Origin of the sequence: Shewanella submarina, from assembly GCF_042646185.1 — a bacterium.
In the GTDB taxonomy this organism is placed as follows: domain Bacteria; phylum Pseudomonadota; class Gammaproteobacteria; order Enterobacterales; family Shewanellaceae; genus Shewanella; species Shewanella corallii.
This window is the reverse complement of record NZ_JBHRTD010000017.1, coordinates 181,700-208,506: the sequence shown is the minus strand read 5'-3', so window position 1 is coordinate 208,506 and position 26,807 is coordinate 181,700. Positions and strand designations below refer to the sequence as shown.

At 51.8% G+C, this 26,807-nt stretch carries 19 protein-coding genes; 11 read left to right on the top strand and 8 right to left on the bottom strand.

Annotated features, from left to right (window positions below; translation table 11 throughout):
* Positions 1–6: 6 nt before the first annotated feature.
* From ACFOE0_RS14765 to ACFOE0_RS14755, 3 genes are all read right to left on the bottom strand, one after another.
* Positions 7–558 carry a BsuPI-related putative proteinase inhibitor gene (locus tag ACFOE0_RS14765; RefSeq protein ID WP_248937188.1) on the bottom strand — a complete coding sequence of 184 codons (552 nt, stop codon included), beginning with the start codon at positions 556–558 and terminating at the stop codon, positions 7–9.
* On the bottom strand, positions 559–2,391 hold the full coding sequence (locus ACFOE0_RS14760) for an AsmA family protein (RefSeq protein ID WP_248937187.1): 1,833 nt from the start codon (positions 2,389–2,391) through the stop codon (positions 559–561).
* Between the two features lie 113 nt (positions 2,392–2,504).
* Positions 2,505–2,999 carry a putative 4-hydroxy-4-methyl-2-oxoglutarate aldolase gene (locus ACFOE0_RS14755; RefSeq protein WP_248937186.1) on the bottom strand — a complete coding sequence of 165 codons (495 nt, stop codon included), beginning with the start codon at positions 2,997–2,999 and terminating at the stop codon, positions 2,505–2,507.
* A gap of 197 nt (positions 3,000–3,196) precedes the next feature.
* On the opposite strand from ACFOE0_RS14755, the gene ACFOE0_RS14750 reads away from it, so the two are divergent.
* Positions 3,197–3,517: a hypothetical protein gene (locus tag ACFOE0_RS14750; RefSeq protein ID WP_248937185.1), complete on the top strand. Its 321-nt coding sequence runs from the start codon at positions 3,197–3,199 to the stop codon at positions 3,515–3,517.
* A gap of 65 nt (positions 3,518–3,582) precedes the next feature.
* Here ACFOE0_RS14750 and msrQ read toward each other — a convergent pair whose 3' ends face one another.
* Complete coding sequence (gene msrQ, locus ACFOE0_RS14745; protein ID WP_248937184.1) at positions 3,583–4,242, bottom strand: protein-methionine-sulfoxide reductase heme-binding subunit MsrQ; 660 nt, start codon at positions 4,240–4,242, stop codon at positions 3,583–3,585.
* Positions 4,242–5,276, bottom strand: coding sequence for a protein-methionine-sulfoxide reductase catalytic subunit MsrP (msrP, locus tag ACFOE0_RS14740; RefSeq protein WP_248937183.1), 1,035 nt, complete (start codon positions 5,274–5,276; stop codon positions 4,242–4,244). Before msrP ends, msrQ begins: the two co-directional genes overlap by 1 nt.
* Before the next feature lie 467 nt (positions 5,277–5,743).
* Between msrP and rmuC the strand changes: the two genes are divergently transcribed.
* The 9 genes from rmuC (at position 5,744) to ACFOE0_RS14695 (ending at position 23,791) form a co-directional block, all read left to right on the top strand.
* Positions 5,744–7,243, top strand: a complete 1,500-nt coding sequence (gene rmuC / locus ACFOE0_RS14735) for a DNA recombination protein RmuC (protein ID WP_248937258.1) — start codon at positions 5,744–5,746, stop codon at positions 7,241–7,243.
* Positions 7,244–7,256: 13 nt separating this feature from the next.
* Positions 7,257–9,176, top strand: a complete 1,920-nt coding sequence (locus ACFOE0_RS14730) for a transglycosylase SLT domain-containing protein (protein ID WP_248937182.1) — start codon at positions 7,257–7,259, stop codon at positions 9,174–9,176.
* 193 nt (positions 9,177–9,369) lie between these two features.
* Positions 9,370–10,278, top strand: a complete 909-nt coding sequence (locus ACFOE0_RS14725) for an AAA family ATPase (RefSeq protein WP_115137800.1) — start codon at positions 9,370–9,372, stop codon at positions 10,276–10,278.
* Complete coding sequence (locus ACFOE0_RS14720) at positions 10,275–11,240, top strand: DUF58 domain-containing protein (protein ID WP_248937181.1); 966 nt, start codon at positions 10,275–10,277, stop codon at positions 11,238–11,240. The genes ACFOE0_RS14725 and ACFOE0_RS14720 overlap by 4 nt, the downstream gene beginning before the upstream one ends.
* The gene (locus ACFOE0_RS14715; RefSeq protein ID WP_248937180.1) at positions 11,240–13,348 is read left to right on the top strand and encodes a transglutaminase family protein; all 2,109 of its coding nucleotides are present in this window, start codon (positions 11,240–11,242) and stop codon (positions 13,346–13,348) included. The genes ACFOE0_RS14720 and ACFOE0_RS14715 overlap by 1 nt, the downstream gene beginning before the upstream one ends.
* Positions 13,349–13,438: 90 nt before the next feature.
* Entirely contained in the window at positions 13,439–16,984 is a 3,546-nt protein-coding gene (gene recC / locus ACFOE0_RS14710) for an exodeoxyribonuclease V subunit gamma (protein ID WP_248937179.1), read from the top strand.
* Positions 16,984–20,727 carry an exodeoxyribonuclease V subunit beta gene (gene recB / locus ACFOE0_RS14705; protein WP_248937178.1) on the top strand — a complete coding sequence of 1,248 codons (3,744 nt, stop codon included), beginning with the start codon at positions 16,984–16,986 and terminating at the stop codon, positions 20,725–20,727. Before recC ends, recB begins: the two co-directional genes overlap by 1 nt.
* Positions 20,724–22,640: an exodeoxyribonuclease V subunit alpha gene (gene recD / locus ACFOE0_RS14700; protein WP_248937177.1), complete on the top strand. Its 1,917-nt coding sequence runs from the start codon at positions 20,724–20,726 to the stop codon at positions 22,638–22,640. The genes recB and recD overlap by 4 nt, the downstream gene beginning before the upstream one ends.
* A 140-nt stretch (positions 22,641–22,780) precedes the next feature.
* Positions 22,781–23,791, top strand: a complete 1,011-nt coding sequence (locus ACFOE0_RS14695; protein ID WP_248937176.1) for a D-alanine--D-alanine ligase — start codon at positions 22,781–22,783, stop codon at positions 23,789–23,791.
* 80 nt (positions 23,792–23,871) lie between these two features.
* Here ACFOE0_RS14695 and ACFOE0_RS14690 read toward each other — a convergent pair whose 3' ends face one another.
* Positions 23,872–25,851 (bottom strand): methyl-accepting chemotaxis protein, encoded by a 1,980-nt coding sequence (locus ACFOE0_RS14690; protein ID WP_248937175.1) that lies wholly within the window; start codon positions 25,849–25,851, stop codon positions 23,872–23,874.
* Positions 25,852–26,114: 263 nt separating this feature from the next.
* Between ACFOE0_RS14690 and ACFOE0_RS14685 the strand changes: the two genes are divergently transcribed.
* A complete protein-coding gene (locus ACFOE0_RS14685) occupies positions 26,115–26,291 on the top strand; it encodes a hypothetical protein (RefSeq protein WP_248937174.1) in 177 nt (58 codons plus the stop codon).
* A 63-nt stretch (positions 26,292–26,354) separates the two neighbouring features.
* Here ACFOE0_RS14685 and ACFOE0_RS14680 read toward each other — a convergent pair whose 3' ends face one another.
* Both ACFOE0_RS14680 and ACFOE0_RS14675 read right to left on the bottom strand, forming a co-directional pair.
* The gene (locus ACFOE0_RS14680; RefSeq protein ID WP_248937173.1) at positions 26,355–26,528 is read right to left on the bottom strand and encodes a hypothetical protein; all 174 of its coding nucleotides are present in this window, start codon (positions 26,526–26,528) and stop codon (positions 26,355–26,357) included.
* Between the two features lie 61 nt (positions 26,529–26,589).
* Positions 26,590–26,748, bottom strand: a complete 159-nt coding sequence (locus ACFOE0_RS14675) for a hypothetical protein (RefSeq protein ID WP_248937172.1) — start codon at positions 26,746–26,748, stop codon at positions 26,590–26,592.
* Positions 26,749–26,807 lie beyond the last annotated feature (59 nt).

Here is a 26,807-nt window from a genome sequence, read left to right as displayed (position 1 = left end):
AACCAATTAGTTAGCCTGCATAGAAATGGTATTCAGCAATGGCGTTGGGGATTCAGTACTTCGTCCCATAAATCTCGCCTGCCACTCAAAACCCGGCTTGACCTGTGCCATCACAATGTCAGGCACCTCAAAACTCACAGTCATGGTTTTACCTGCGGCCAAAGAAGTGTCCCGGATGGCCTGGGTAAACATCATATCGTTGGACCAGGCCCATACTCTTTTACCCTTGGTATCCAACAACCAAAGATCAGCAGACATCCCGGAATTGAATTGTATGGGCACACCATAGCTCTGGGGATTGAAAACCCGCAGTTGCATCACCTGATTTCCGCGGGCGGAAGGCTTGTCAGCCAGCGCCAGCTCTCCCTGCAACAAGGTCTCTTTCTCCATAGACTTGTCCCCCGGATGCCTTCCATAATCCTGCTGAGATACAGGTTTGATTTCTGCACCGCCGGCAACCACTTTAATTTGAGGTTTTTCAGCGGGAGAGGCCTCAGGCTGTGCATGGCAGCCTGAAACCAAACCTATCAATACAGTTAATGCCAAACCGGCTCTCATTTAAAAACCTCCCAGTTTTTCCAGCAGTTTGTTCTTAAGCTTATCTTCCTGCTTTTTAATTTCATCTTTCACCTTGTTGTTCAACAGGGCTTCAGTGTCCAAAGCAAACTTGGGCTCTGCAAAAGTACCGGTAATTGCCAAGGGAATATCCACTCCCTTGAGCCCATCACCACCACCCTGGCCTTCCAACGAGGCCACCAGCTTGGTAGATAACTGATAATCAATGGTTTGGCTCAGTATATTGGCGTCGCCTTTACCCGTTAAACGGATCAGTGGCGACTGCATATCCAGATCAGGGTTATTCACTACCCCCTTGGCCATAGTGAAATTACCGGTCAGGCTGGTAAAGTCAGTCTTCTGCTCTTCGTTGTCCCCTGCACTCAGGTCACCTTTGAGTTTGGCCTCAGCACTGCGGATCATCTGCGGAATGTTGACACCATAGAGTGAGCCATCATTAATGGCGAAGTTACCCCTGGCCTGCAGGTTCTTTTTGAGGTTGTCCGGGATAAGGCTATGGCCGGAGCCCGTCACTGAGAAATTGGCGTCACCTGACAGGAAATCAACTTCGGCGGCATCGGTCAACAAAGGACGGATCTGCACACCTGATAAGGTTTGCTCAAAACGATAACTGGCGACCGGTTTGCGGCCATCCAGGCTGGCTGTCACATTCAACTCACCGTCATACATCTTGCCTGCCAGATTTTTCACATCCAGCACGCCATTTTTCAGCGCAACGGCCAGTTTCCAATCTGTGGTCTTAAGCTTGTCCATGTTGATGGACTTCACCTTGATATCTGCAGTCATGTCCACAGATTTAAGGGCAGAAAGGTCGGGTTCAACAGCTGCAGCGGCTGGCTTGTCAGCTGAGCTATCATCCCCCTTGGCGTCGCCTTCAGAGGCCGGGATCCAATCGTTAAGATTAATGTCACCCAAAGACAGCACCAGATCCACAGAAGGCACCTTACGGCCATAGGCGGCGCTGAGGCTACCTTCGCCTTCAATATTGCCCACCTTGAGGCTGGCCAGTGTCACTTTGGCCTGCTGACCTTTAAGGTCAACCTCGATATCGGAATTGAGGTTGGCATCCAGTTCGCCATTCGGGATCGCTTTACCTTCCACCTGGGTTTCAACACTCAGGCCTTTGAGGCTCAGCGCGCCAAAATCCTTACTCACCATCAGACTGCCTTTACCCGAGGTCTGCAGGTTAAGTTCCGGCATTTTGGCACTGGCTTTAAATGCCAATTCAGCCGCCTTACCCAAAGAAAACTGACCAAGGGTAAAAGTGTCCAAACTGAACTGCTGAGTGGTATCTGTCTGTTGGTTGATGATATTGACAGTGGCGTTACTTATCTCTACGCCACCTACAGACAAGGCAGCCAGCCCTTCACCGCCTGATGTTGTTCCGGCGTCTGTTGGCTCAGTGGACTTGGGTTCACCTTCTGACTGACCCAGACCGTCGAAGCTGGTTTTACCATTTTTATCTGTCACCAGATTTACCGTCAGGCCATCCAGCTTCAGCGCTTCAATCTCTACTTCCTTACTCAGTAATGGCATCAGCGCTACCTCAGCCACAATGCCATCAACTGACATCATATGCTCAGGCTTCATTCCCTGAGGGTTGGAAAAGCTGATACCGCCGAGTTGGATACCCAGAGTTGGGAAAAAGGTCCAGCTTAGGTCATCCTTAATTTCCAGCGTCCTTCCCGTCTGCGTCTTCACCTGCTCAATAATTTCCGGCTTGAAGTCGTTGGGGTTAAAAAGAAGAGTCAAATACAGCACCAGCGCCAATATCAAACCGACGAACGCCAGCACCAGCCACTTGAGCACTTTCATAACGGATCCTTATGTTGGTATGGAAATAAATCTGATTACCGAGTCTATATCACGTCCAGCCTGAACCAGAGATGACAGCCTCCCTCTGGTTTTCAGCGTAAATCGAAGCAAACTCAGCTCAATTCGCTGAGATCCAGCTCACAATTGGATACCAGTATGCCATTACTGTCAGCATAGAGGTACATTCCGGGAGAAACTGTAACGCCTCCGATATCTATCGGCACATTAATTTCCCCCAATCCTTTTCTGTCTGTTTTAAAAGGCACTGTGCCCAAGGCATGCACGCCGAGGTCCAGGGTCGCCAGCGTGCCCGCATCTCTGATTGCACCGAAAATCACCACTCCCGCCCAGCTGTATTTGACTGCTGACTCTCCAATTAAATCGCCCAGTAGCGCACGCCGACAAGCCCCGCCGCCATCGACCACCAGCACTTTGCCATCGCCAGGGCCTGCCAGTAACTCCTTCACTCTGGAGTTATCCTCAAAACACTTTACGGTAACCACTTCCCCATGAAATATCTTACGGCCGCCATATTGATTAAAGTTAACAGGCAGCAAAATACAATCGTCCGGCCAGCGGTCACAAATATCAGGTGTTAAATCCAGCATCCTATCCTCCTTGTGTTATTTTTAGCCTATCCTCTGGGCGGTCAACGAACAAGCGGGCATTTGTGCGAAATATCCCACAAAACCGGTTGTTTAGTTTCCGTAACCGATTATAATTTACGCCAGCTATGCCCTGTATAACAGCGTGATAATAATGCTGGCAGCGATTAGTCGCACCATGTCTGTAAAGTGAAGACCCCATGACAAAAGAACTTGATTTGCAATGCGCCCTGGCTGCGCTGGATCAGTACGGATACGAAAAAAAACACTCATCGGATTTAGAGCAAGCCAGAAATAAAACTCAAATGGCCAAATATATCGACTCACTGGATTTCAGTCTTCGTAGATTGGAAATACTTCAGGAAGTCGTTAACGAAGCTGTTCAAGCCAAAAAAGAGATGTTGGCGCAAAGAGAAAATATTCAAACTTATAAGACCAAGATCATCAATCTCTCCCGCGAGTGGAATATGTCTTATCAGGACGTTATCGACTTAATGGCCCGGGTTGAAAATCAAAAGTAATTATTTGATGCAACAAAAAGCCCTCGACTTCGGGGGCTTTTTTATTTTCCGGCGACACAGTGACGCTAAGCCTTGGCTTCAGTGGTATCTGGCATCTCGGAGTTCGAACTAAGCTGACCCTTCCCTGCACGCTTGCGGGCACGCCCGGGTTTAAATCTTCTCGTCAGCAGTAACAGGCTTAGTGCCGACGCATACAGTGCTGGCTCAATCCAACCTGATTTTACCGACCAATAGAAATGTAATGGAATCAGCAAGGCACATAGATAAATCAGGTTATGCAACTTCTGCCAATTTCTTCCCATTTTTCTTCTGAGATAATTAATTGAGGTGACCGCCAGCGCTAATAAAATAGTAAAGCCGATCGCACCAACGACAATATATGGACGTTCGATAATCTCTTTTGCCAGCAATCCAAAGTCAAACAACAAATCAAAAGAAAGATAAGCCAGGATATGTAAACTCGCATAGAAGAAACAGTAAAGTCCCAGCAGTCTTCTTGTTTGAAGTAAAAAGCCCATCTTCCCGTATTTGGCCAAAGGCGAGACAACCAGGGTTATTACCAACAGATTTAACGCGCCCATGCCGGTGAAATGGATAATCCGCTCAACGGGTTCAGCACCCATTTGTCCGGAAAGGACTGCCAGAATCAACCACACCAAGGCGCCCAACGCACCTATGTGCATCAGCAGCTTAATGGTAAACAGGCCTCTTTTCCCCACTCGCATCAATAGTACTTCCTCAAATCCACTCCCTGATAAAGCCCGGCGACCTGTTCTCCATAGCCGTTAAACATCTCGGTCGGTATTCGGGTTGCTGAAAACAGTCCCCCCGGGCCTATGCGCCGCTCGCTCGCCTGAGACCATCTGGGGTGATCTACCTCGGGGTTAACATTGGCCAGAAATCCATATTCATGGGGAGCTAGTTGATTCCAGCTGGTAGGGGGCTGCCTTTGAGTCACTTTAATGGTGACGATGGACTTAATGCTTTTGAAGCCGTACTTCCAGGGTACCACCAGCCTGATAGGCGCACCATTCTGTGGTGGCAGTGTCTTACCGTATAGCCCTACCGCCAGAAAGCTCAGCTCATTCATTGCTTCACCCAGAGTCAGGCCTTCGACATAGGGATAGTGGATACCACCGCCCATTAAACGGTTACGCTGCCCTGGCATCTGACTTCGGTCAAACAGGGTTTCAAATGCCACATATTTGGCCTCAGGTTTGATACCTGCCTTGTTAAGAATCGTTGCGAGGGGAAACCCCACCCAGGGGATCACCATAGACCAGGCCTCGACGCAGCGAAGTCTGTAAATCCGTTCTTCCAGCGCAAATTTATACAGGTCGTCATAGCCAAGAGTTAAAGGGGTATCCACCTCACCTTCAACCCTGAGCACCCAGGGGTCAACCTTAAAGCCCTGTGCATTGGCTGCGGGATCAGCTTTGTCCGTGCCAAACTCATAAAAGTTGTTATGACCTGCCACCTTATCAAAAGGCGTCAGCTCCTGACCGCCTGCGGAGAATGCTGCAGGCTGGGTATAGGTCAGCGGACTGGTGGCAAACACCTCTTTATTGTCTTCACCAAACAGATCAAATAAGCCCGCCTGCACATGACCAGGCAAACTGGCTCCAATGGCGCCCAGCCCCATGGCTTTGATAATCTGGCGACGACTTTTGAAGACTTCCTGAGGTGTCACCTCACTTTCTTTCATCTGCCAGGACGCCTGTTTCAGTATCCCGCGTGTAAATTTTGTGCTCATAGCCACTTCCAGAGTCCACTTTAGTCACTAGGGTCTGTTAACCTTCCAAGATGGTTTTTGCAGCCCTTTGTCGTTGTTTTATACAAAGCAACGCGATTGATGTGTAGTTGCTCTACATAAATGAGCGTTAATGCAGTAGAAAGCGACGACAAACGCTGCCCGAAGGGCTCGGTTATACGCGCTTTACTCTTTGTTGCAAGGTATTTGCTTAGGCCCCTAGGCGGCACACCTTGCGTCGCGATTAAAGCGCGTCTATCTCGAGCAAAATTCAACCATGAAAGGTCAACAGCCCCTAATAAGACAGTATAAATCCAATAATTCTTTCTTCAGTTTGGCAAAATTCTGGCAAAACAATGGTTATCTGAGGATAACTTGGTCAAATAGCCCCACAATACTTGAAGCTACCCCGTCCGCCATGCCAATCTTGGCGCATCCATACTAAATTCAAACAGTTTCGAGCTTCAGGGATGCCAATCGATTTCACTCAATTCTCCATTGCCAATATCATTATCCTGCTGGCCGTGGGTATCCTTTTTCTGATGTTGGGCGCTTTGCTCAATCAAAAGTTCACCCGTGCACGCTGGCAACAATTTCGTGAACAGATGGAGACCAGTCACCTGACTGAAATCAATAAGCTCCAGCAGGAACTGGAACATACGCAGCTGCAGCAGGATCAGCTCACAGATGAGTTGCACTTTTGTCGCCAAAAGCTTGAAAAACAATCAATAGAGCTGGGCAAAGCCAGCGTAAAAGCAGATCGCACAGACAGTCTGGAGACCCTCCTGGAAGCCAAAACCAACGCCTTCAATGAAGCCAGGCTGGCACTGTCCAATGAACAGGCCAATGCCAAACAACTGGAAGTAAAATTTGAAGCCAGAGAACAGGCACTAGAGGACAAGATAGCCCTGCTTGAATCTGCCGAAGTCAGGCTCAAAACCCAATTCGAACACCTGGCTCAGAAGATCTTCGAAGAGCGCAGTGAAAACTTCCGCCAGCAGAATGTTCATCAACTGGATGGCGTACTTGGCCCGCTCAAGCAGCAGCTTGAGGGTTTCCGTCAGCAAATAAATGAATCCAATAATCAGGCCCAAACGGAGCGCAGCTCACTGAAGTTTCAGCTGGAACAACTGCAAACCATGAATCGTCAGATGAGTGAGGATGCCATTAACCTGACCAAAGCACTCAAAGGTGACAACAAACAGTTGGGCAACTGGGGCGAAGTGATTCTTGAGCGGGTGCTGCAGGAAAGCGGCCTGCGAGAAGGTCATGAATACCACACACAAATGGACCTGAAAAATGATCAGGGTAAACGCTACAAACCGGATGTGATTGTCCATCTTCCCGAAGGTAAGGATGTGGTGATCGACGCAAAAATGTCCTTGCTGGCCTATGAGCGTTACTACAACAGTCAGGATGAAGTGGAAAAATCCCAGGCTCTGCGCGATCATGTAATTTCAGTGCGCAGTCATATTCGTGGGCTGGGACAGAAAGATTACCAACAGTTGCACGGTCTGAAGAGTCTGGACTATGTGCTTATGTTTATCCCTATCGAACCAGCTTTTTTGTTGGCGATAGAGGAAGACCCCCAACTGGTTAACTACGCGCTGGAACAAAATATCATGTTGGTGAGTCCAACCAATCTGTTGGTGGCTTTGCGAACCATACACAATATATGGCGCTATGAGCATCAAAGTCAGAATGCTCAGGTGATCGCCAAACAGGCTGGCCGCATATACGACAAGCTGTGTGGTTATGTAGAAGAGATGGATAAACTGGGCCGCAGCCTGGATACCGCTCAACGCAGCTATCAAAGCGCCCTTGGCAAACTGTCGAGCGGTAAAGGCAACCTGATACGACAGGCGCAACAGATGAAGCAACTTGGCGCCATTACCAGTAAACAACTGGATAAAAACCTGCTGGAGACAGCCCTCAAAGATGATGAGCAGGCCCCGGAGAACTCAGACGGGGAATAAAAGGATATAAATCATGCTGAAGCAGTTACTTGGCATATTGGGATTGGTCTCTTTCAGTATGGGATTGACCACCACTTCTGCTGCCGCAGGGCTGACGGCGCAGCAACAGGCTTATCTTGACGCAAGAGAAGCTCAGGAACAGGGAAACTCAGCCAGATACCAAACCCTTAGAAAACAACTGGGCGATTACCCTCTGACTGTCTATCTGGATTATCACGATAAACAGGATGATATTTTGCGTCAGTCAGGCCCAAAGGCGGCTATCTCTCTGGCAGCTTTCGCGCAAACACCTCTGTACAACACGTTGAAACACAGATACCTGCAACGGGCCGGTAAACAAAAACGCTGGAAAGACTTTCTGGCGATTAGCCCCAAACTCCCCAGAGATACCGAACTCCAGTGCTATTACTACCGCGCAAAACTGCAAAACGGTGATCCCAGTTTAGCCTGGGTCGGTGCCAAGAACCTTTGGCTCCATGGCTACTCCCAACCTGACGCCTGTGATGTGCTGTTCAGCGAATGGACCAAGGCGGGTAAGCGCTCTCAGGATTTGGTCTGGCAACGTATGATGCTGGCATTTGATTCAGGCCAATACAGTCTGATGAGCTGGTTATCCCGCAAGGTTACCGGCCATAAACAAGATGCAGAAGCCCTGGTTCAGGTATACAGGGACCCAAGACGCCTGCGTCATATCAACCGTTATATGGGCTCAGGCGAGTATAAGGAAGATATCGTCGCCGCCGGTCTCAAACGTTTGGCCAGAAAGGATCTGGAACAGGCGGTAAGACTCTATTTGAAATATCAGAAAGCGGATCGCTTTACCGAACATGAGTCCCGTAAGCTCAACCGCTATCTGGTGAGGCGCGCGCTTATCAGGCAGGAAGAATCACTGTCAGATCATGTTGATACCATGCTGCCACTGCTGGGCTCTGACGACCTGACAGAAATGCGCCTGCGCTGGGCAATACGCAACGGTGACAATCAGGTTATCGAAAAGACTTTGCCCCTGCTCAGTGACACTGCCGCCGCCAGCGCCCGTTGGCAATTCTGGCAGGCAAGAATGATGACAGATCCCGCCAGGCGTTCCGACAGCCTGGCTAAACTGGCAACTCAAAGAAACTTCTATGGCTTTATGGCCGCCAACAGTCAGGGACTGCCGATAAACCTCAACCAGATCACACCTGCAGAAGATCAGGCTGCTCAGCAAAAACTGGAAAAAGACGCCGCCTGGCTCAGAGTTGTTGAACTGCAGGCGTTGGATAAACACTATGATGCCCGAGTTGAATGGCGCCAGTTGCTGGCCCGGGTCAACCAAGAGGCCAGAACTCAGTACACCCTGATGGCCGGCAACAATAACTGGCCGGCTATGGGGGTTCAGGGCACAATTCAGGGCAAACTGTGGAACCATGTATCACAAAGATTCCCTCTCGCCCACGAAGGGGAATTTAATGCGGCAGCAAAACGACACAAGGTCAATGGTGATGAACTCAGAGCCATCGCCCGGCGGGAAAGTGCTTTTTACCCAAGAGCCAGGTCCGGTGTTGGTGCCAGAGGCCTGATGCAACTCATGCCTGCTACTGCCAAAGAAACAGCGAGGAAGCACAAGCTTAAATACCGTCGTCAGAGTGATCTCTATGATGTGGGCCTGAATGTAAAACTGGGCAGCGCCTATTACGCAGGTCTGCTGCAGCAGTTCGACCAGAACCGCATTCTGGCAACCGCGGCTTATAATGCCGGTCCCCACAGGGTCACCGCCTGGTTAAAACGGACTGACGGCAAGCTGGATGCGGTCTCCTTTATTGAGTCCATCCCCTTCAGGGAAACCCGTGAGTATGTGCAGGCAGTGTTCAGCTATCGCCTGATATATGAGGAACTGGCAGGTAAAGCCACCACACCTCTGTTATCCGATGCAGAACAATCCGCCAGTTATTGATACAGGTAGAACAGGCCTCACTCACGAGGCTTGTTGTGTTGTTTAATCAAAAAGGGCCAACTAAAAACGTCACAAATTTTGAAAAAACACCGCTACTGAGTCAGAATCTCTAGCAGTAACCTCGTAAAAAATAACAAATACCGGGGCAAGATGCCTCCTTTGGGAAGAATACTGAAAAGTCTCAGGAGGAGACATGTCCGAACAGATCAAACAACTCATCACTCAGCTGGACCAGGTACTGCTCGGAAAAACCGAGCATATCAAGCTTGCTGTGGCCTGCATTCTGGCCAGAGGCCATCTGCTCATCGAAGATCTCCCAGGTATGGGCAAAACCAGTCTCTCTCAAGCAATGGCCCAAAGTCTGGGTTTCAGTTACCAACGTATTCAGTTCACCAGTGACCTCCTGCCTGCCGATATTCTCGGCGTCACCATATTCGACAAACATGAAAGTCAGTTTGTGTTTCACCCGGGGCCCATCTTCAAACAGATGGTACTGGCCGATGAGATTAACCGTGCCAGCCCCAAAACCCAAAGCGCGCTGCTGGAAGCGATGGCGGAGCATCAAATCACGGTTGACGGCACCACACACAGGTTGCCAACGCCGTTTTTCGTGATTGCCACCCAGAACCCCACGGAGCAATCCGGTACTTTTCCCCTGCCTGAGTCTCAGCTTGACCGATTCCTGATGCGCCTCTCCATTGGCTACCCCTCCCTGGACGCCGAACTGGCCATGCTCAAGGGAGAGGGACTGAGCAGCTATAACGACACCCTGCCCCAATGTATGTCACCGGCAGACCTGCTTAAGCTGCAGGAGCAGACGGACAATATCTCTGTCTCCGATGCGCTGCTCAGGTACTTACTGTCTCTGGTGGAAGCATCAAGGCAGCAAAACGAAGGTTATGGCCTCTCTCCCCGGGCCAGCAAGGCACTGCTGCAGGCCGCTAAAGCCTGGGCACTTATTCAAGGGCGAAACTATCTGATCCCGGAAGATGTGCAGGCGGTGTTTACCCCGGTCGCCCAACACAGAATGCGTTCAAGCAGTCAGGCCCAGGGGGAAACCATATGCAACCGTATACTGTCTGAGGTTAACCCGATCCAATGACAGTGAGTACCCGAACGGCCCACTCGGGATTCTGGCAGCGTTGGCTGGCCAGGCGCCTGCCTGCTGCCCGGGAACACACGCTGACCCACAAAGGCATCTTTATTTTGCCTACCGGGTTCGGCGTGTTTTGGTTGCTCTTGGTGCTGCTGCTGTTTTTATTCGGTACCAATTATCAAAATAATCTGGTCATAGGCCTGGCCATGTTGATGGCCAGTATCTTTAACACCTGTCTTATCTTTGGCTATCGTAATCTGGCAGGACTGACAATTAAGGGACACTGGCCAGCTCAGGTTTATGCAGGGGAAACCCTGGCGATGCCCATTCAACTCGAGTCGTCACATGCCTGCTGGCAGGTAGGACTCAACTACCCCAAAAACCGGATTGCTGAGATCACCCGGATTACAGATTCTGCCGTGGAGGTGCTGGTCCCTGTGCGCCATACCCAAAGAGGCCGGATGAACCTGGGCAGAGTGAGAATCTCCTCCTGTTACCCCATGGGGCTGTGCCGTGCATGGTCACATCTGGATATGGCTATGTCGCCACTGGTATTCGCCAAGCCTGAAAAACCTGATGATAAGCGCAGCTACATGGACTTTCATGGCAATGATGACGTCAACGGCGGTAATCAGCTTAATGGTGTCGATGAATTCAGCGGCCTGAGAGATTACATCCGCGGTGAGTCTTTGAAGCAGGTAGCCTGGAAACAATTGGCTCAAGGACGGGGCATGTTGACCAAACAGTTTGAGCAGCCTCAGGGCGAGGCGATTTGGCTGGTGCTGCCAGGAGCTGATACTGACCTGGAGAAGCGTCTCAGTGCACTCAGTTATCTGGTGGAGTATTTCAGTCGTGACCAACACCTGTTTGGGTTGGAGCTGAACGGCGAACAAGTAGCGCCCGGTGCAGGTGAATCCCATAGACTTGCCTGTCAGGAGGCTATCGCCCTGTATGGAGAACACGCCTGATGCTTTCCTTTTCTCTGCCCTGGAAAAATAAAGACAGGATCCCGGTAGATAAATCTCCCCAGGCGCTTATCCCCCGTATTACGTCATTTTGGCTGCTCATCATCAATGTCGCGGTCTTGACCCCCCTTTACGACGAGTTAACCCCCTGGACCCTGGCTATCTGTGCCATCTGCTTTGTGTGGCGAATCGGTATTTTCCTTGGCAAAGTCGCCAAACCACCCAGATTGTTGGTAAGCATTCTGGCCATGGCCTCTGCTGCTACCCTGCTGCTCATCACAGGCCAACTCGGCACCCTGAGCGCCCTGATCAACCTGTTGATTCTGGGTTACGCCCTGAAGTACATCGAAATGCGGCAACGCAGGGACGTAAAAACCATCATATTGGTTGGTTATTTTTTGGTGGCACTGGCCTTTGTCGATAACCAGTCCATTCTCAATACCCTGCACCTTGCGGTTGTCACCATAATCAACACTGGCGGGCTGGTCAGCCTGTATCAGGGTAAAACCCGCCCTCTTGACCCTTTGTTGGGCTCAGCCAGTATCACGCTGCTCAGCTTACCTTTGGCTGGTTTGTTGTTTCTGGTGCTTCCCAGGTTTTCTCCTCTGTGGATGGTGCCGGATACCGACTCTGCAACTACGGGCCTTTCTGACAGTGTTCGCCCCGGGGATATCAGCAACCTGACCCGCAGTGCCGAGCTGGCATTCAGAGTGACCTTTCAGGGACCTGTGCCCAGTAATGACCGCCTCTATTGGCGCGCTCTGGTGATGGACACTTATGATGGTAAAGAGTGGCGTCAGAACCCCAGGGTTAAGGCATTGCAGAACAATGCGCCCAATATCCCCAACCAAAGACCCAGACCCATGGGCGGCTCATACGGCTATCAGGTCATTGCTGAACCCAGCGGAACCCATTGGCTGTTCAGTCTGGATCTGGGTTACAGCGAAAGCCGTGGCGTGGTGAATATAAGCAACTCCCGGCTGTTTGCGCTGCGCCGTATTGAGCAGCAATTTGGCTATGATGTCACCTCCTACCCCAATGCCATTCGGGACCCCATGTTGTCCGCGTTGGAAAGACATACCAATTTGACTCTGCCGCCGGACATTAACCCCAGAGCCAGAGCCTACGGTCAGCAGCTCAGGGAGGCTTTTCCCGACCCTGCGCAGCGCATGCAAGCTATGATGGAAAGGTTTGCTCAGGAACCTTTCTACTACACCCTTAAGCCACCACGCATCGGCAGCAACCAGGTAGATGACTTTCTGTTTGATAACCGCAGTGGATTTTGCGTCCATTACGCCTCTGCCATGGTGGTGGTGGCGCGGGCATCCGGTCTACCCGCCCGCATGGTTAATGGTTATCAGGGGGGCGAATATAACGCCGCAGCAGGTTACATGAGTATTTACCAGTATATGGCTCATGCCTGGGTCGAGGTGTGGATCCCTTCAGAGGGGTGGGTCACTTTCGACCCCACCGCCATGGTCGCCCCTGAGCGCGTGCTGGATGGATTTGACGCAGTATTTAAGCCAGAGGACAGTTACCTGCTGGATAACCCCCTGTCCAGCCTGAGGCTGAAAAACTGGCCACTGTTGAACGAACTTCGAATGCAACTGGCCAGTCTGGATTATTACTGGAGCGTGTGGGTACTGGGATTCAACGCCAACAAGCAGAGACAACTGTTCAGAGAGCTATTGGGACAGGCATCTACAGAGCGAATTGGCTTGTTTATGTTGGGCGGTATTATTTGCGTGCTTATGCTGATTGCCTGGTATACCGGCTTACTCAGTTTGCCCAAAAGACGGGATAAACTGCAGCGTAAATACCACAAGCTGCTGCATGCCCTGAAGCGTCTGGGTGTAAACCTGAATATCTCGGATGGACCTCGCACAGTGGCGCACAAAGTCAGTCGGTTCAATCCCAACTGGCAAGAGTCGATTACCTCTCTTGCCAATGAGTTCGAACAGCTTGAGTTTAATCCCGCCCTGACCGACAGACAGAGGAAGGAGATGAGAAAACACTGTCTGCAACAGATAGAGAGACTGCTGATCCTGGTGACACTGCAGCGCACTACTCCGACACTAATGGGAGAACTGCCGCTTAAACAGGGCAAATAAAAGTCAAAGGCACCACTTGCGTTCCGCCGTTATTGAACGTAACAAATCAAACACATAGAATGGCTTTCTGGCCCTTTACTCACGCCTTTCATGCTGCATCATATCCAGTCCAACCAAATGGAACTGCTGTCAGAAAAACTGGCACAATTGCTGACTATTCCCAGTGGTGCCTCCCTGCTCACTCAGGACCAAATTCTGGTACAAAGCCCGGGGATGTCTACCTGGCTTCGACTGGAGATCGCCAAACATAATGGCATTGCAGCCGCGCAGGAGTTTCCCCTGCCCTCCAGTTTTATCTGGAAGCTCTGTTATTGGCTCCTTGAAGGCGTCCCCGAAGAAAACCCCTTTACCAAGGCGGCCATGACCTGGAAGCTGATGGCGATTTTGCCCGGCCTGACCGACAGAGAGAACTTCGCGCCTCTGCGCCACTATTTAGCTGCCGCTGAAGAAAAAAAGCCAAAGGGAGAAGCGGCAGAGCAGCAAGCTGATGAGCTTAAGTTGTTCCAACTGGCGGCCAGAATCGCCGATATTTTCGACCAATACCTGGTCTATCGACCCGATTGGATCCTGGGGTGGGAAGCCAATGAACAGCCGATAGAGCTGAGCCCCGAACAAAGCTGGCAGCCGGAGCTGTGGCGTGAACTGGTCAACTATAACAATCAGGCGTTGGGGCAGAGTCATTACCACAGGGCCAATCTGCACCAGGCATTGATCGATGCCCTGGAGGACCCCGATCATAGCCTGAAGGGACTACCGCCAAGGCTTTTTGTGTTCGGTATCAGCTCCATGGCGCCACAAACCCTGGATGTACTGCATGCACTGGCCGGGCGAATGGACGTCTTTATGCTGAGTCTCAGTCCCTGCCGTCACTACTGGGGCGATATTGTCGATCCCAAAGCCAGAGCCAGAATGTCACTGGTCTACAACGAGAAAAAACAGCTGCCTGAGCTGTGGGAGTCCAGCCTTGAGGTGGGCAACCCACTGCTGGCCAATAATGGCAAGATGGGCCGCGAAATGCTGGACCTGGTGCTTGAGCTGGAGCCTGACAATCTTGAGCTCCATGAATTTTATCAGGAGCCGGACTACAGTTCCCTGCTCAAAGGGGTGCAGTCGGACATACTGGAGATGGAAACCCTTGGGGAAACTCTGGGACCGGATGCCTCCTCTTATCTGAATCTGCATAAACGCCGCATATTGAGCCCGGATGATAACTCCATTGCCCTGCGCAGCTGTCACAGCCCACTTCGGGAAGTGGAAACCCTGCACGACCACCTGCTGCACATGCTTAAGCTCAATCCTGATCTGCACCCTCGTGACATAGTGGTGATGCTGCCGGATGTTGCAGCCTATGCCCCTTATATCGATGCCGTGTTTTCCGCCAAACATGGGGATCACTATATCCCCTACGCCATTGCCGACCGCGGTGCCGCTCAGGAGTCGCCGTTAATCTCCAGCTTCCTTAATCTGCTGGGCCTGGACAAGAGTCGCTTTGGCCTGTCTGAGGTGTTGTCTGTGCTGGAAGTTCCGGCAGTAATGGCCAGATTCAATATTGCCGATGATGAGCTTGAGCAGCTTAAGCTGTGGCTCAATAATGCCGGTGTACGCTGGGGCCGTAATCAGCAAGCCAGTGAGCAGCAGGGACTTCCCGCCTTCGATAAACACTCATGGGCCTTTGGTATTCGCCGCATGATCCTCGGCTATGCACTGGGGGATGAAGAGGCCCTGTATCATGGCGATCTGCCTCTGCCCGGCATTGAAGGTCAGGCGGCTCAGTCACTGGGTAAGCTGCTTAACTTTATCGAAGCGCTGGACAGCGCCCGTGAGGCGCTGTGCCAGGATGCAGATGCACTGTCACGCACCACGCAATTGGTCGAGCTGCTGGATACCTTTTACCTTGCCCAGCCTCAGGAGGACAAGGTCCGGGATGATCTGAATGAAATCCGTGCTGCCATAGATAAATTCGGCAATGAAGTTGCCCAGTCCGGCTTTAATGCGCCCGTGTCACTGCGCGTCATTAATCAGTGGTTTAATTCGGCCCTCACGGAAAGTCGTGTGGGTCAGCGATATCTGGCCGGCAGCGTCAACTTCTGTACCCTGATGCCAATGCGCTCCATCCCCTTTCAGCTGGTCTGCCTGCTTGGGATGAACGATGGTGTCTATCCCAGAGTCCAATATCCGGTTGGCTTTGACCTGATGGCCCACCATGGTGCCCGTAAAGGCGACCGCTCCCGTCGAATGGACGACAGATACCTGTTCCTGGAAGCCCTGTTGTCAGCACGAAGCCAGCTGTATATCAGCTACATAGGCCACAGTGAGCGGGATAACAGCGAGCGTATCCCTTCTATGTTGGTCTCTGAGTTAGTCGAATATTGCCAGCTCTGTTACCGCACCGACGCTTTCCAGCCTGACAATAAGGTCGATGAAAGTTCCGGACCTGGCGAATTGGCCAAAGCGGGAAATGACGCCGCAGATGCCCTGCTTGAGCAACTGCTGGTACATCTGCCTTTGCAACCCTTTGATGGGCGCCTTTACAGCGATAAAGGCGATAACCTGCCCCGCAGCTTTGCGCCGCAGTGGTGCCCAGTGGTCACCACAGCAGAGCCAGGTCATACCGTCTTTGTCTGCCAGCCGTTAAGCAACGCAGAAGGCGTAGGCCTCGACGAGCTGCCAGCCAGTGAACTTGAGCTGCAGGCGCTTATCCGCTTCTATCGCAGCCCGGCACAGTATTTCTGCCAGCGGACGTTGAAAGTGGATCTCAGCCTTGAGCTGGAAGCTTCTGAAGATGATGAGCCGTTTGAGCTCAATAACCTTGAGCGCTATCAGCTCCAGCTGTGGATGATTGAGGATGCACTCAAGTCAGATACAGGTGAAATCAGCGACATCCTTATCGACAGGGTTCGGGCCGATGGTCATCTGCCTATGGCACCTTTTGATAGCCTGCTGCTGTCTCAGTACCGCAGAGATATCGCCTCAGTAGTGGGCCGCACCCGCTATATGCGAGGTTATGAGCATGAAAAGCCCGTGCCTGAGCCCTCGCCCCTGGATATCGATATCCAGTTGCAACACACTGGTCAAAACGGAGAGCAAACCCTGAGCCTGATTGGCCGCATCGATGAAGTTTATCCCAAAGGGCTGATTAATTTCCGTCCGGGAACGGCCAAACCCAAAGATCTATTGAGAGTGTTCTTAAGACACCTGTGCCTCAATGCTATGGGCCACAATAAAGCGTCATATCTGCTGGATATGGGGCATTTCCATGCATTCGCCGCCATTGATGCTGACAAGGCCAAAGGCCTGCTGCAGCAATTGTGCGATCTGTTTTTCAAAGGACAGGCCAAACCCCTGCCCTTTATGGCCAAAACCTCATGGGCCTTGATTGAGGAGCTGTATCAGCAGGAAGAGCAAGATCTGCCAGGGGCAATTCTGTCGCTGGAGAATGTCTGGGTTGATGACAATGGCTTCGGCGATGGCGCGGATCCCTACAACGCCAGGCTGTTCCAGTTCCCGCAAGACTTTACCGGCAGCACTCAAACCGACTTTGCACCACTGGCGATGACGATTCTTAAGCCCCTTATCAGCCTGCACCACACCGACAAGCTCTCAGAGCTGGCCAATTTTGTTGAAGGAGGTCAGTGATGACAGCTACCAGCGTTCAGTCTTTAAACCCACTGACTCTTCCCCTGTGCGACAGACGCTTGATTGAAGCCAGTGCGGGAACAGGTAAAACCTACACGATTTCTGGTCTCTATTTGCGTTTGTTGCTGGGTCATGGCGGCATTAATCCCCTGACCTGTGAGCAGATCCTGGTGGTAACCTTTACCAATGCCGCCACTGAGGAACTCAGAGACAGAATTCGTCGCCGAATTAAGCTTTGCTATCAAAGGTTCCTTGGCCTGCCGGTGGATGATCCCTTTATCAATCAGCTGTTTGATGACTGCGATCCTGAGCAGCGACATATCGCCCTCAGACGTCTGGATCTGGCACTCAAGTCGCTGGATGAAGCGGCTATCTTCACCATTCACGGTTTTTGCCAACGTATTCTGGCGGATATGGCCTTTGAATCGGCACTCCTGTTTGAGTCAGAATTCACTCTGGATGACAGCCAGTATCTGGCCCAAAGTGTCAGGGATTTCTGGCGTTACACCTGTTACCAGTTGCCGGAGGCGCTCGCTGCAGCAATCGCCGCTAAATTCAGTACTCCCGACGATCTTGGCAGACAGCTGCGACCTTTGCTGGGTGCCAGTCAGGCAAAAGCCAGCAAGCAGCCTCAGAACTTCAGTAAATTGCAGGAGCAACTGACTACTCAAATCAGTCGCCTGAAACTGGCCTGGCCCAGAGAGCGGGAGCAGGTTGAGAAACTGCTGCACAGCCTGCCACTGAACGGCACCAGCTATGGCAAGCAAGCCGATGGCTACCCCAAGCTTGCCAGAATGCTGGATGAGATGGACAACTGGGTAAAGTTTTACTCAGGCCTGCCTGATCCCAAACTAATGACCAGTCTGTCACTATCCGGACTTAAGCTGAAAAAAGGCGGCGTGATACCAACCGCCGAAGAGGCCCCGGTACTGGCACAAATTGAGTCCCTGGCAGAAGCCATTAACAATATGCTGCCGGCATTCCTTTATGAAGCCCGCGCTTTGGTGGACTCCCGCTTTCATGAGCTAAAAGCCGAACGCAACCTGATGAGCCCGGACGATCTGCTGCTCACCCTCGCGCGGGCGATAGGCTTTAGCTCGGGCGTCGATGCGGATGCCATGGAGCAAGTGGCCGCTCAGCTCAAAGTCAGTATCGCCAAACGTTTCCCTGTGGCGCTGATTGACGAATTTCAGGATACGGACCCTCTGCAATACGCCATCTTTTCTGGCATCTATCCTGCCTGTGAGCCAGCTGCAGATACGGATACAGATACCAACACACCTAAACCAGGCACAGACATTCAGGTTCAGGGGCAAGCTCAGGGGCAGGGTCAATCCAACACCCTGCTGATGATTGGCGATCCCAAGCAGGCGATTTATGCCTTCCGGGGCGCGGATATCTTCACCTATATCGGTGCCAGAAAAGAAACAGATCATCACTATAACCTGGGTACCAACTACCGCTCAGCCCACGCCATGGTCGATGCAGTTAACTCAGTATTCAGCCTGAGTGACGATCCCTTTATCAGCGAGGCTATCCCTTTTGAATCTGTGGCCGCTGCCGACCAAGGCAACAAGCTGCTGCGTGAGCCAAATTCTGATGGCCGGGCACTGAAAATCCGAATGCTGGCCGAGCACAGTGAAAAAGGCCTGAATAAAACCAACGCCAGAAAGTGGCTGGCAGCCGATGCCGCCGAAGAGATCTCAAGGCTGCTGAACGCCGCTCAGGAAGGTCAATGCCTGGTTGCCAACAATGACAAGCCGGAAAAAGACCGACCGCTGAAAGCCAAAGATATCGCCGTACTGGTTCGTGACAGAAACGAAGCAGCAGTGATGCAAAACGCCCTGCAGACACGCCATATTGGCGCAGTATTCCTCAGCCGCGACAGTGTGCTTCATACCGATGAAGCCAGAGAGATGCTGCTGATTTTGCGCGCTCTGGCAACGCCCAGGGATGAAAGAGCGATTCGCTCTGCCCTGGCCTGTCGCCTGCTTGGTTTCGATGGCCGCCGTATCCACGAGTTTAATCAGTCTGAAACGCTGAGAAGTGAAGTGCTAGACCAGTTTATGCAGCTGCATGAGCACTGGGCCCGGCGAGGTATTATGCCGGCACTGCTGATGTTGGCGGATAAATATCAGCTGCTTGAGCGACTTGCCACACAAGCGAATGCCGAACGTCGCCTGACCGATTTCAGACATCTGGCCGAACTGCTGCAACAGCAATCCGCCGAACTGGATGGACAGAGTGCTCTGGTCAATTGGTTCGAACAGGCGATGGCGCAATCGGCCAATGGCGAAGAGCAGCAACTGCGTTTGGCCAGCGAGCAGAATCTGGTGCAAATTGTCACCATTCACAAGAGTAAGGGGCTGGAATACCCGGTCTGCTTTATTCCCTTCGTCAGTCTTGCCCGGGACAACAGCCGTCGCCCTTCTCCCATGCTTTACCACAAAGGCGAAGAACTGATCTGGGATCTGGATGCCACATACGAAGCCTGGGAAGCGGCTAAACAGGAAACCCTGGCGGAAGATCTGCGCCTGCTGTATGTAGCACTGACCCGGCCCGTGTATCGCTGTTATCTTTCTGTCGCCAACCACTGCCGTATGAACAAATCAGGCATAAACAGCTTCCTGAAGGACACGGCCATTGGCTATCTGCTGGGCATTACCGACAAGTCCTGTGATGCTCAGGCGATGGAGCAGGCGGTGCTTCGACTCACAGGATCTGATAGCGTTCATGGCATCAGCAGTGAATGGATAGCCGATGAGATAAGCCAAACCTCTCTGACCCAGACAGACACTGACTCAGAGCAGCAATTTGCCCCTCTGACTCCAGCATCAAGGCTGGGGACTCCCTGGCGTGTAGGCAGCTACTCTGGCCTGGTAAGGCACCTGCCCCACGAACACACTGCGCCAGGCGCAGGTGACGAAGACCTCAGCGATGAAGTGGTGGTGGAAGAGGAGCAGGCCGAGCCCGAGGCCAGCCGCTTTACCTTTGAACGTGGCGCCAATGCCGGTTCCTTTATGCATCTGGTATTGGAAGAGATTGACTTCACCAACGCCGAAGCCGATTTGCCACTGCAGCTGCCAACCTGTATGGCCAAATATGGCATAGATGAAGTCTGGCAGCCCGTGCTTAACGACTGGTATCTGGATCTGTTGCACTCGCCGCTGCAGTTAACAGCAGAGCAAAGCCTTACCCTGTCTCAACTATCCAGTGAACAGAAACTGGTGGAGATGGAGTTTTACCTGCCACTGGGCACTCAGGACAAAGATTCAGAGATACAGGACATCGCCCTGTCACGACTGCTTTCCCGCTTCGGTTATGGCGGCGAGCTTAAGTTCGATGCGTTTTGCGGCATGCTCAAAGGCTTTATCGATTTAACCTTTGAGCATCAGGGACGCTTCTATATTGCCGACTATAAATCCAATCATCTGGGTGATGACTTTGATGCCTATTCACAGGTGAATATGAGTCGTGCCATTAGCAGCCACAGATACGATTTGCAGTACATTCTTTATACCCTGGCGCTGCACAGGTACCTGGAATTGAAATTGCCCGATTACAGCTATCAAAAGCATATTGGTGGCTGTTTCTACCTGTTTCTTCGCGGTATGTCCGCCGCTCATCCTGGTGCAGGCGTGTATTTCGATAAGCCGGATGAAGCTCTGATCCTGGCACTGGATAAATTGCTGAAGGGCGAGACCCAGACTCAGCAGGATGATCAATTGGAGTTTGACCTATGATGACCTCCGGCATGCCGATGGCGGCACTTTTAAAACAGCTGGAGGAAACCCGCCTGTTGACCCCGCTCGACCGCCACTTTGCCCTGCAAATGGCGGCGATACATAAAGAAGACTCGGAGCTTTTTGTCCTTATCTGCGCCCTGCTGAGCAAGCAATTGTCCGCCCAGCACGCCTGTTTGCCGCTGGACACTATCCATCTGAGCAATCCATTTCTGGAAAGGCAGGCCAGCGTCTCTGTCCAGCTGGATGTTAATGGCCTGACCCAGGCAGTTGCTGACTTTGCCGCTGTAGGCGCGCCGGGAGACAACTGTCCGCTTATCCTTGACGGCCAACGCCTCTATCTCAAGCGCTATCATGACTTTGAGCAGCGGGTATCCCGGCGTCTGCTGGATATGGCACAAACCAGCTTTAGCACCGATGATTCTGTGATTAGCGCCCTGTCGCTGCTGTTTCCCAGGCTCTCAACCGCTAACGACAGTGATGACATTGACTGGCAGAAGGTGGCTACCGCCACAGCCTTCAGTCAGAAACTGTCAATTATTACCGGCGGACCGGGCACAGGAAAAACCACCACAGTGACTAAACTCCTTATGCTACTTTGCCTCAGTGGCCAGATGGTGATTCGGCTGGTTGCCCCGACAGGTAAAGCTGCGGCTCGTTTGACTGAGTCAATCAAGGCGTCAAAACAAAAACTCAAGGCAGAGCTGGCCGGAGTCGCGGATGAGCTGGATCTGACTGCCATTGACCGCATTCCTGAAGAGGCGGCTACACTGCACCGGCTGCTTGGGGTGATCCCGGGCTCCCATCAGTTCCGTCACCATAAAGACAACCCACTGCATCTGGATCTGCTTATCGTGGATGAGGCCTCTATGGTCGACCTGCCTATGATGGACAGATTACTCGATGCCCTGCCAGAGCATGCCAGATTAATTCTGCTGGGGGATCAGGATCAGCTGGCATCGGTGGAAGCCGGTGCTGTACTGGCCGATATCTGCGCCGGGCTGCGTACCTTAGATGGTGGCTGGCAGATGCGTTACACAGCGCCTTTTGCCAACGACTTAAGCCTGCTGACCGGCTATGACATGACCCCTTTTGGCACAGCGCACCCGGGTATTGGCAATAACCTGTGTATGCTGCGTAAAAGTCACAGATTCCAGGGTGATGCCGGTATTGGCGTGCTGGCCAAAGCGGTAAACCAGTGCGATAAACAAGGCATAATGAAAGCCTGGCAGGCGGGATACAGCGAACTTCACTGGATTGAACACGGCACGCAGAAACAGGGGCTGACTCAGCTGCTGAAGCTGGCCTGTGAGCAGTATCGGGACTATCTGGAAGTGATGCACAGACCCGACTTCGACCCCATGTCCATTATCGACAGATACAACAGCTACCGAATTTTGTGTGCCACCCGCGCCGGTGAATATGGTGTGGAAGGGATCAATGCACATGTCAGCGCCGCCCTCAAACAGGCGGGATTAATCAATCCGTCTCAGGAGTTCTTCCCCGGCAGGCCCGTGATTATTCAAAGTAACGACTACAACCTGGGGCTGTTTAACGGGGATATTGGCATTATTCTGCCCTGCCATGAAAGCAAGCGCTTAATGGCTCACTTTATTCAGGCCGATGGCAGTGTCCTCAAAGTATTGCCCGCTCGCCTGCCGGGTCATGAAACCTGTTTTGCCATGACGGTACACAAGTCTCAGGGCAGTGAGTTTGCCTCTGTGTCTTTGGTGTTGCCGCCAAGCCCCAGCCCGGCACAAAGGCAACTTTTGACCAAAGAACTTGTCTACACAGCCATTACCCGGGCCAAACAATACTTCACCTGTCTGGGCAGCCAACGGGTATTTGAAGATGCCAGTATGCAAAGAACGACCAGGGCGTCAGGTCTGGCTCAGCGTTTATGGCAGGCATAAGCGGATATCGGCAGAGACAGACACAAAAAGATCAATAAACAAAGTCGCATGGCGACAATATCAACAGGCATGACTTGCCCGCGTCCCGTAAGCCCCATAAACTGGCGGCAATTGAAGGGTACGGGCACGCTGGAGAACGAATGACCCAATACAATTTGCTTTTGCTGTGCGGTGGCGGTGGTAGTGAACACGCCATCTCTTTGATGTCAGCAGGCTATGTGAAAACCAACCTGGAATCCCTGAGCAACTTTGATGTGCTGTGGCTGGAACTGCTGGAAGATGGCCGTTATCGCTTGGAAGATGGCAGCTTTGCCCGCCTGACTGCCGACAAACAAGTGGTATTCGACGATGCCGGTAAAGCTTCCTGGCCGGTGGACTATATGGTGCCCTGTATTCACGGTTACCCCGGCGAAACAGGCGATATTCAGTCCTGGTTCGATATGATTAAACTGCCCTACTTTGGTTGCGGCGGTGAGGCCAGCGTCAACTGTTTTAACAAGGTGACGGCCAAGATGTGGTTCTCGGCGCTGGGCATTCCCAACACCCCATACCTGTTTCTGGATGAGCCAGGCGAACTGGCCGAGGCGCAGACCAAGGTCGCCCTCGAAGAGTGGGGTTCAGTGTTTATCAAGGCAGCCTCTCAGGGCTCTTCAGTAGGCTGCTACAAGGTAGACAAGGCAGAAGATATTGCCGGTGTACTGACAGAAGCCTTCAGCTTCAGCCCTTATGTCATAGTGGAAAAAACCATTGTGGCCAGAGAGCTGGAAGTCGCAGCTTATGAGTACGAAGGTGAAGTGATTGCCACCCTGCCCGGTGAGATCGTCTGCGCCAGCAATACCTTCTACAGCTTTGAAGAGAAATACGACAGCAAGAGCCAGGCGGTGACTCATGTGCAGGCGCCGGATCTGGCTCCTGAAGTTGCAGAGCAGATCCGCAGCTACGCCATCAAAGCCTTCAAAGGAATGAAACTGCGCCATCTGTCCCGTATCGATTTCTTCCTGACTCAGGATAATGAGATCCTGCTCAACGAAATCAACACCTTCCCGGGTATGACGCCAATCTCCATGTTCCCCAAAATGCTGCAGGGACACGGTCATGATTTTGCGCGTTTTTTGGAGCAGAATATTCTGGCTCAGTTGCAGGCTAAATAAGCTTTTCAAGCGAGCCTGAGATAGTAAAAATCCAGCCTCATGACGTCTCAGGGGCTGGATTTTTTATTGCCGGGATATTATCAGTTCAGCCTGAACTCCTTCAGCATGGCGCTTTGCTGCTCCGCCAGCTCAGACAGGAAGTTGGAAGCCTGACTGGACTCCTCAATACCACACACATTTTGATTAATCGCCTCGCGGATGCCATTCAGGGACTGACTGATCTCTTCTGATGCCCTGGACTGCTGCTCAGCGGCCACAGACATTTCGGTGGCACTTTGGTTGATATCAGTCACAGAGCCCTGAATGTTGACCAGCTTTTCCACTGCCTGGCGTGAGGTATCCCTCACCTCATCCACCTGATGCAAGCAGCCAACTACTTTGTGCTGTGCATCATCAGATTGCAGCTGCAATTCAGTGATAATTTGCTTGATATGCTCAGTAGAAGATTGAGTTTTGGCAGCCAGCGCCCTGACCTCATCGGCAACCACAGCAAAACCACGCCCCATGTTTCCTGCCCTTGCTGCCTCGATGGCTGCATTCAGCGCCAGCAGATTGGTTTGGTCCGAGATATTGCTGATAACCGTCACCACTTCCGCAATGCTGTGGCAACGCTCTTTAAGCAACTCAACTACCGCAGCGGTATCGTTCAACTGGGCGGTGAGGCTGTCAGCCCTTTGGTTATTATGCTCAACGATAGCGCGCCCCTCACCACAGGCATCCAGAGCGGCATTAGCCCGCGACTCAGTGCTTCTGGCAGACTGAGCCACCACCTCAGAAGAGATGGACATCTGGGTCACCGCAGTCGCAATCTGCTCCACCTGGCAATTTTGCTCTTCTGCATTGGCGCTGCTTTGTACCATCACAGTCGCAAGTTCAGTGGCCGATGAAGAGACCTCTGTGCTTTGGTCCAGTATCTTCTGCATTACCGCTTTCATTGCTGCCATGCTGGTATCGGCATTGGCAGCAAGCCTCGCCAGTGCATTGCGTCCCTCAATCCCCGTTCCCTGACTCAAATCGCGATTAGCCATGGCTTCCAGCGTCTGTCCCAGTACGGCAAAGATATGTACAAAATGGCGGGCGATATAGATACAGAAGAGAATGGCCAGCAGCGCTGCGAATAACCAGGCGCCGAACTGGATCTTAATCACCTGGGAGATACTTTCCCCGGTCGCTCCGTTGTAACCTGCTCGAACATCTGCATGACGTTCAATAACAGAGACCAGATGCCCTCTTATTGTGCTCGCCAATTCCTGCCTTTCATTCGCTAACCGCGTAAGCTCGCGGTGGAAGTGAAGAAACTCAGCATTGGTTTGTCCATATTCCAGATAAACCTTGTCGTGGAAGCTCTTTACTGCGGGAACCCTGATATACCTTTGCAGGATCTCACCGGCATTGCGATATCGACGCTCAAGTTCAGCATAAGTTGATGCATCACGCATAAAGTAGATCTGGGTCAGGTTGGAGTAGTACCAGTCAAATTGGGAGGTGAGCTCAGCAGCTTCCCTGCGCCAGAGATTAAGGTCTAAGTCAGTGTTAACAGCAGCATAAGCGGCTACTTCAGACTCCATCTGCATCAATGGATACCAAAGCGAGGGGGTTTCATTACTCCAGCGATGACCGAATTTCTCGATATAGCTGACTGTGGCAGACATGGTCTCCACATAGTCATGTATCAACTCAATCACCTTTCTGAGCTCACCCCGGCTGGCTTCCGTCATATTGGGGTTATCAATCAGATTCTCTGTCGCCTGCTGCTCAAGCTTATCTGCAAGTTTATTCAACCGGGACAGCATGACTGGCATATCCTTCACCTGGGCCCTGAGAATATCCCGGGTCAGCATACGGATAGCTCCCCAGTCATGATCCAGTTCAGAGGCAAACTCGGAGCGGGCAGCCGTGTTGTCTACCAGTCCATTGTTTTGTTCTACCTTGTTCAGCTCCATGGTGATCACGCCAGCCACACAGGCAAACAGCATCAGGGTTATCAATACGGGTAACAACAGGAGTTTATTGAGGGATAGATTGGTCAACCAACCTGGTATTTTCAGCGTCGAATTCATAACAGTCACCAGCGGGGTGAAAAGTGGAGAGAAAAACGTGAAGCACTCTTGTGTGCTCCATCAACCAAGCCATAGGCGACCCGTAAACAGAACCACTAAAAAGCAGGATACAAAGCTGTGATCTTCCACGCTGATTTAATGGGGTTTTTGCTTTTTCTAGAACTGATGGGAATAAATTCCCCCCCTCTAAAAACCACTGGTTCTTGCAGGCTGCCAGATGTACGAGGATATTAAAAAGCCCCCGGAACAAACTTGGTTCAGGTATGGCAAACGGCGCTGTAATAGATACTGTGTATGCGGGCGGCGCATACCGTGTGGAAAAACGCAGTGGTAAAGACAGGCGTGTTAAAACCTGCAACTGGCAGGGGTATGAGCGCAGAGCTCCCTGTTGTCGGCGCAGTCAATCCTTCGCCACCAAGCATATCGATGAGACAGTTTAATACTCAGCGTACAGGCAACAAAAAACCACCCGAAGGTGGTTAGTGATGCAGTTACCCATAGGATCACTTGGATGGCAACTGACCAGGCTTTCTCAGCAGCTTAATCCAGAACGTAAGCTCCAGTACCACTCCCAAAGCAACCAGCCCCCACATTCCATAAACTGAGCCGGACATATAGAAAAGTAATGCGCCAATCAGCAAGATGGTCAGCATCAGATAATGTGCGAACAATTCCATGTTCTCCTCCGTCCTTTCCAAGGTTAAAGACAGAGTATCAGGCGTGTCCGATTATGCCAACTTATGCCTCAGGCTCGACTAATCCCAGTCTGAACATGACTTCACTGATAATACCCAGCGAAATCAGGGACCAGCAGCCCAGAATATAGCCATTTAACAGGGTGGACACTGCACCAAGCAGCATGGCAGACATTATCAAATAACGGATAGCGGTTTTCATGGAAAATCTCTCCCTGATCTTCCCCCTTGTGACAACAGGCCACACAGGAGTAACAAAGC

Bases quoted from the DNA above. Each gene is read 5' to 3' on its own strand.
- ACFOE0_RS14680 (WP_248937173.1), bottom strand. From the start codon at position 26,528: ATGGAATTGTTCGCACATTATCTGATGCTGACCATCTTGCTGATTGGC.
- ACFOE0_RS14765 (WP_248937188.1), bottom strand. From the start codon at position 558: ATGAGAGCCGGTTTGGCATTAACTGTATTGATAGGTTTGGTTTCAGGC.
- ACFOE0_RS14725 (WP_115137800.1), top strand. From the start codon at position 9,370: ATGTCCGAACAGATCAAACAACTCATCACTCAGCTGGACCAGGTACTG.
- ACFOE0_RS14755 (WP_248937186.1), bottom strand. From the start codon at position 2,999: ATGCTGGATTTAACACCTGATATTTGTGACCGCTGGCCGGACGATTGT.
- ACFOE0_RS14750 (WP_248937185.1), top strand. From the start codon at position 3,197: ATGACAAAAGAACTTGATTTGCAATGCGCCCTGGCTGCGCTGGATCAG.
- recC (WP_248937179.1), top strand. From the start codon at position 13,439: ATGCTGCATCATATCCAGTCCAACCAAATGGAACTGCTGTCAGAAAAA.
- recD (WP_248937177.1), top strand. From the start codon at position 20,724: ATGATGACCTCCGGCATGCCGATGGCGGCACTTTTAAAACAGCTGGAG.
- ACFOE0_RS14685 (WP_248937174.1), top strand. From the start codon at position 26,115: ATGGCAAACGGCGCTGTAATAGATACTGTGTATGCGGGCGGCGCATAC.
- ACFOE0_RS14720 (WP_248937181.1), top strand. From the start codon at position 10,275: ATGACAGTGAGTACCCGAACGGCCCACTCGGGATTCTGGCAGCGTTGG.
- recB (WP_248937178.1), top strand. From the start codon at position 16,984: ATGACAGCTACCAGCGTTCAGTCTTTAAACCCACTGACTCTTCCCCTG.
- ACFOE0_RS14715 (WP_248937180.1), top strand. From the start codon at position 11,240: ATGCTTTCCTTTTCTCTGCCCTGGAAAAATAAAGACAGGATCCCGGTA.
- ACFOE0_RS14730 (WP_248937182.1), top strand. From the start codon at position 7,257: ATGCTGAAGCAGTTACTTGGCATATTGGGATTGGTCTCTTTCAGTATG.
- ACFOE0_RS14695 (WP_248937176.1), top strand. From the start codon at position 22,781: ATGACCCAATACAATTTGCTTTTGCTGTGCGGTGGCGGTGGTAGTGAA.
- ACFOE0_RS14675 (WP_248937172.1), bottom strand. From the start codon at position 26,748: ATGAAAACCGCTATCCGTTATTTGATAATGTCTGCCATGCTGCTTGGT.
- ACFOE0_RS14690 (WP_248937175.1), bottom strand. From the start codon at position 25,851: ATGAATTCGACGCTGAAAATACCAGGTTGGTTGACCAATCTATCCCTC.
- ACFOE0_RS14760 (WP_248937187.1), bottom strand. From the start codon at position 2,391: ATGAAAGTGCTCAAGTGGCTGGTGCTGGCGTTCGTCGGTTTGATATTG.
- msrQ (WP_248937184.1), bottom strand. From the start codon at position 4,242: ATGCGAGTGGGGAAAAGAGGCCTGTTTACCATTAAGCTGCTGATGCAC.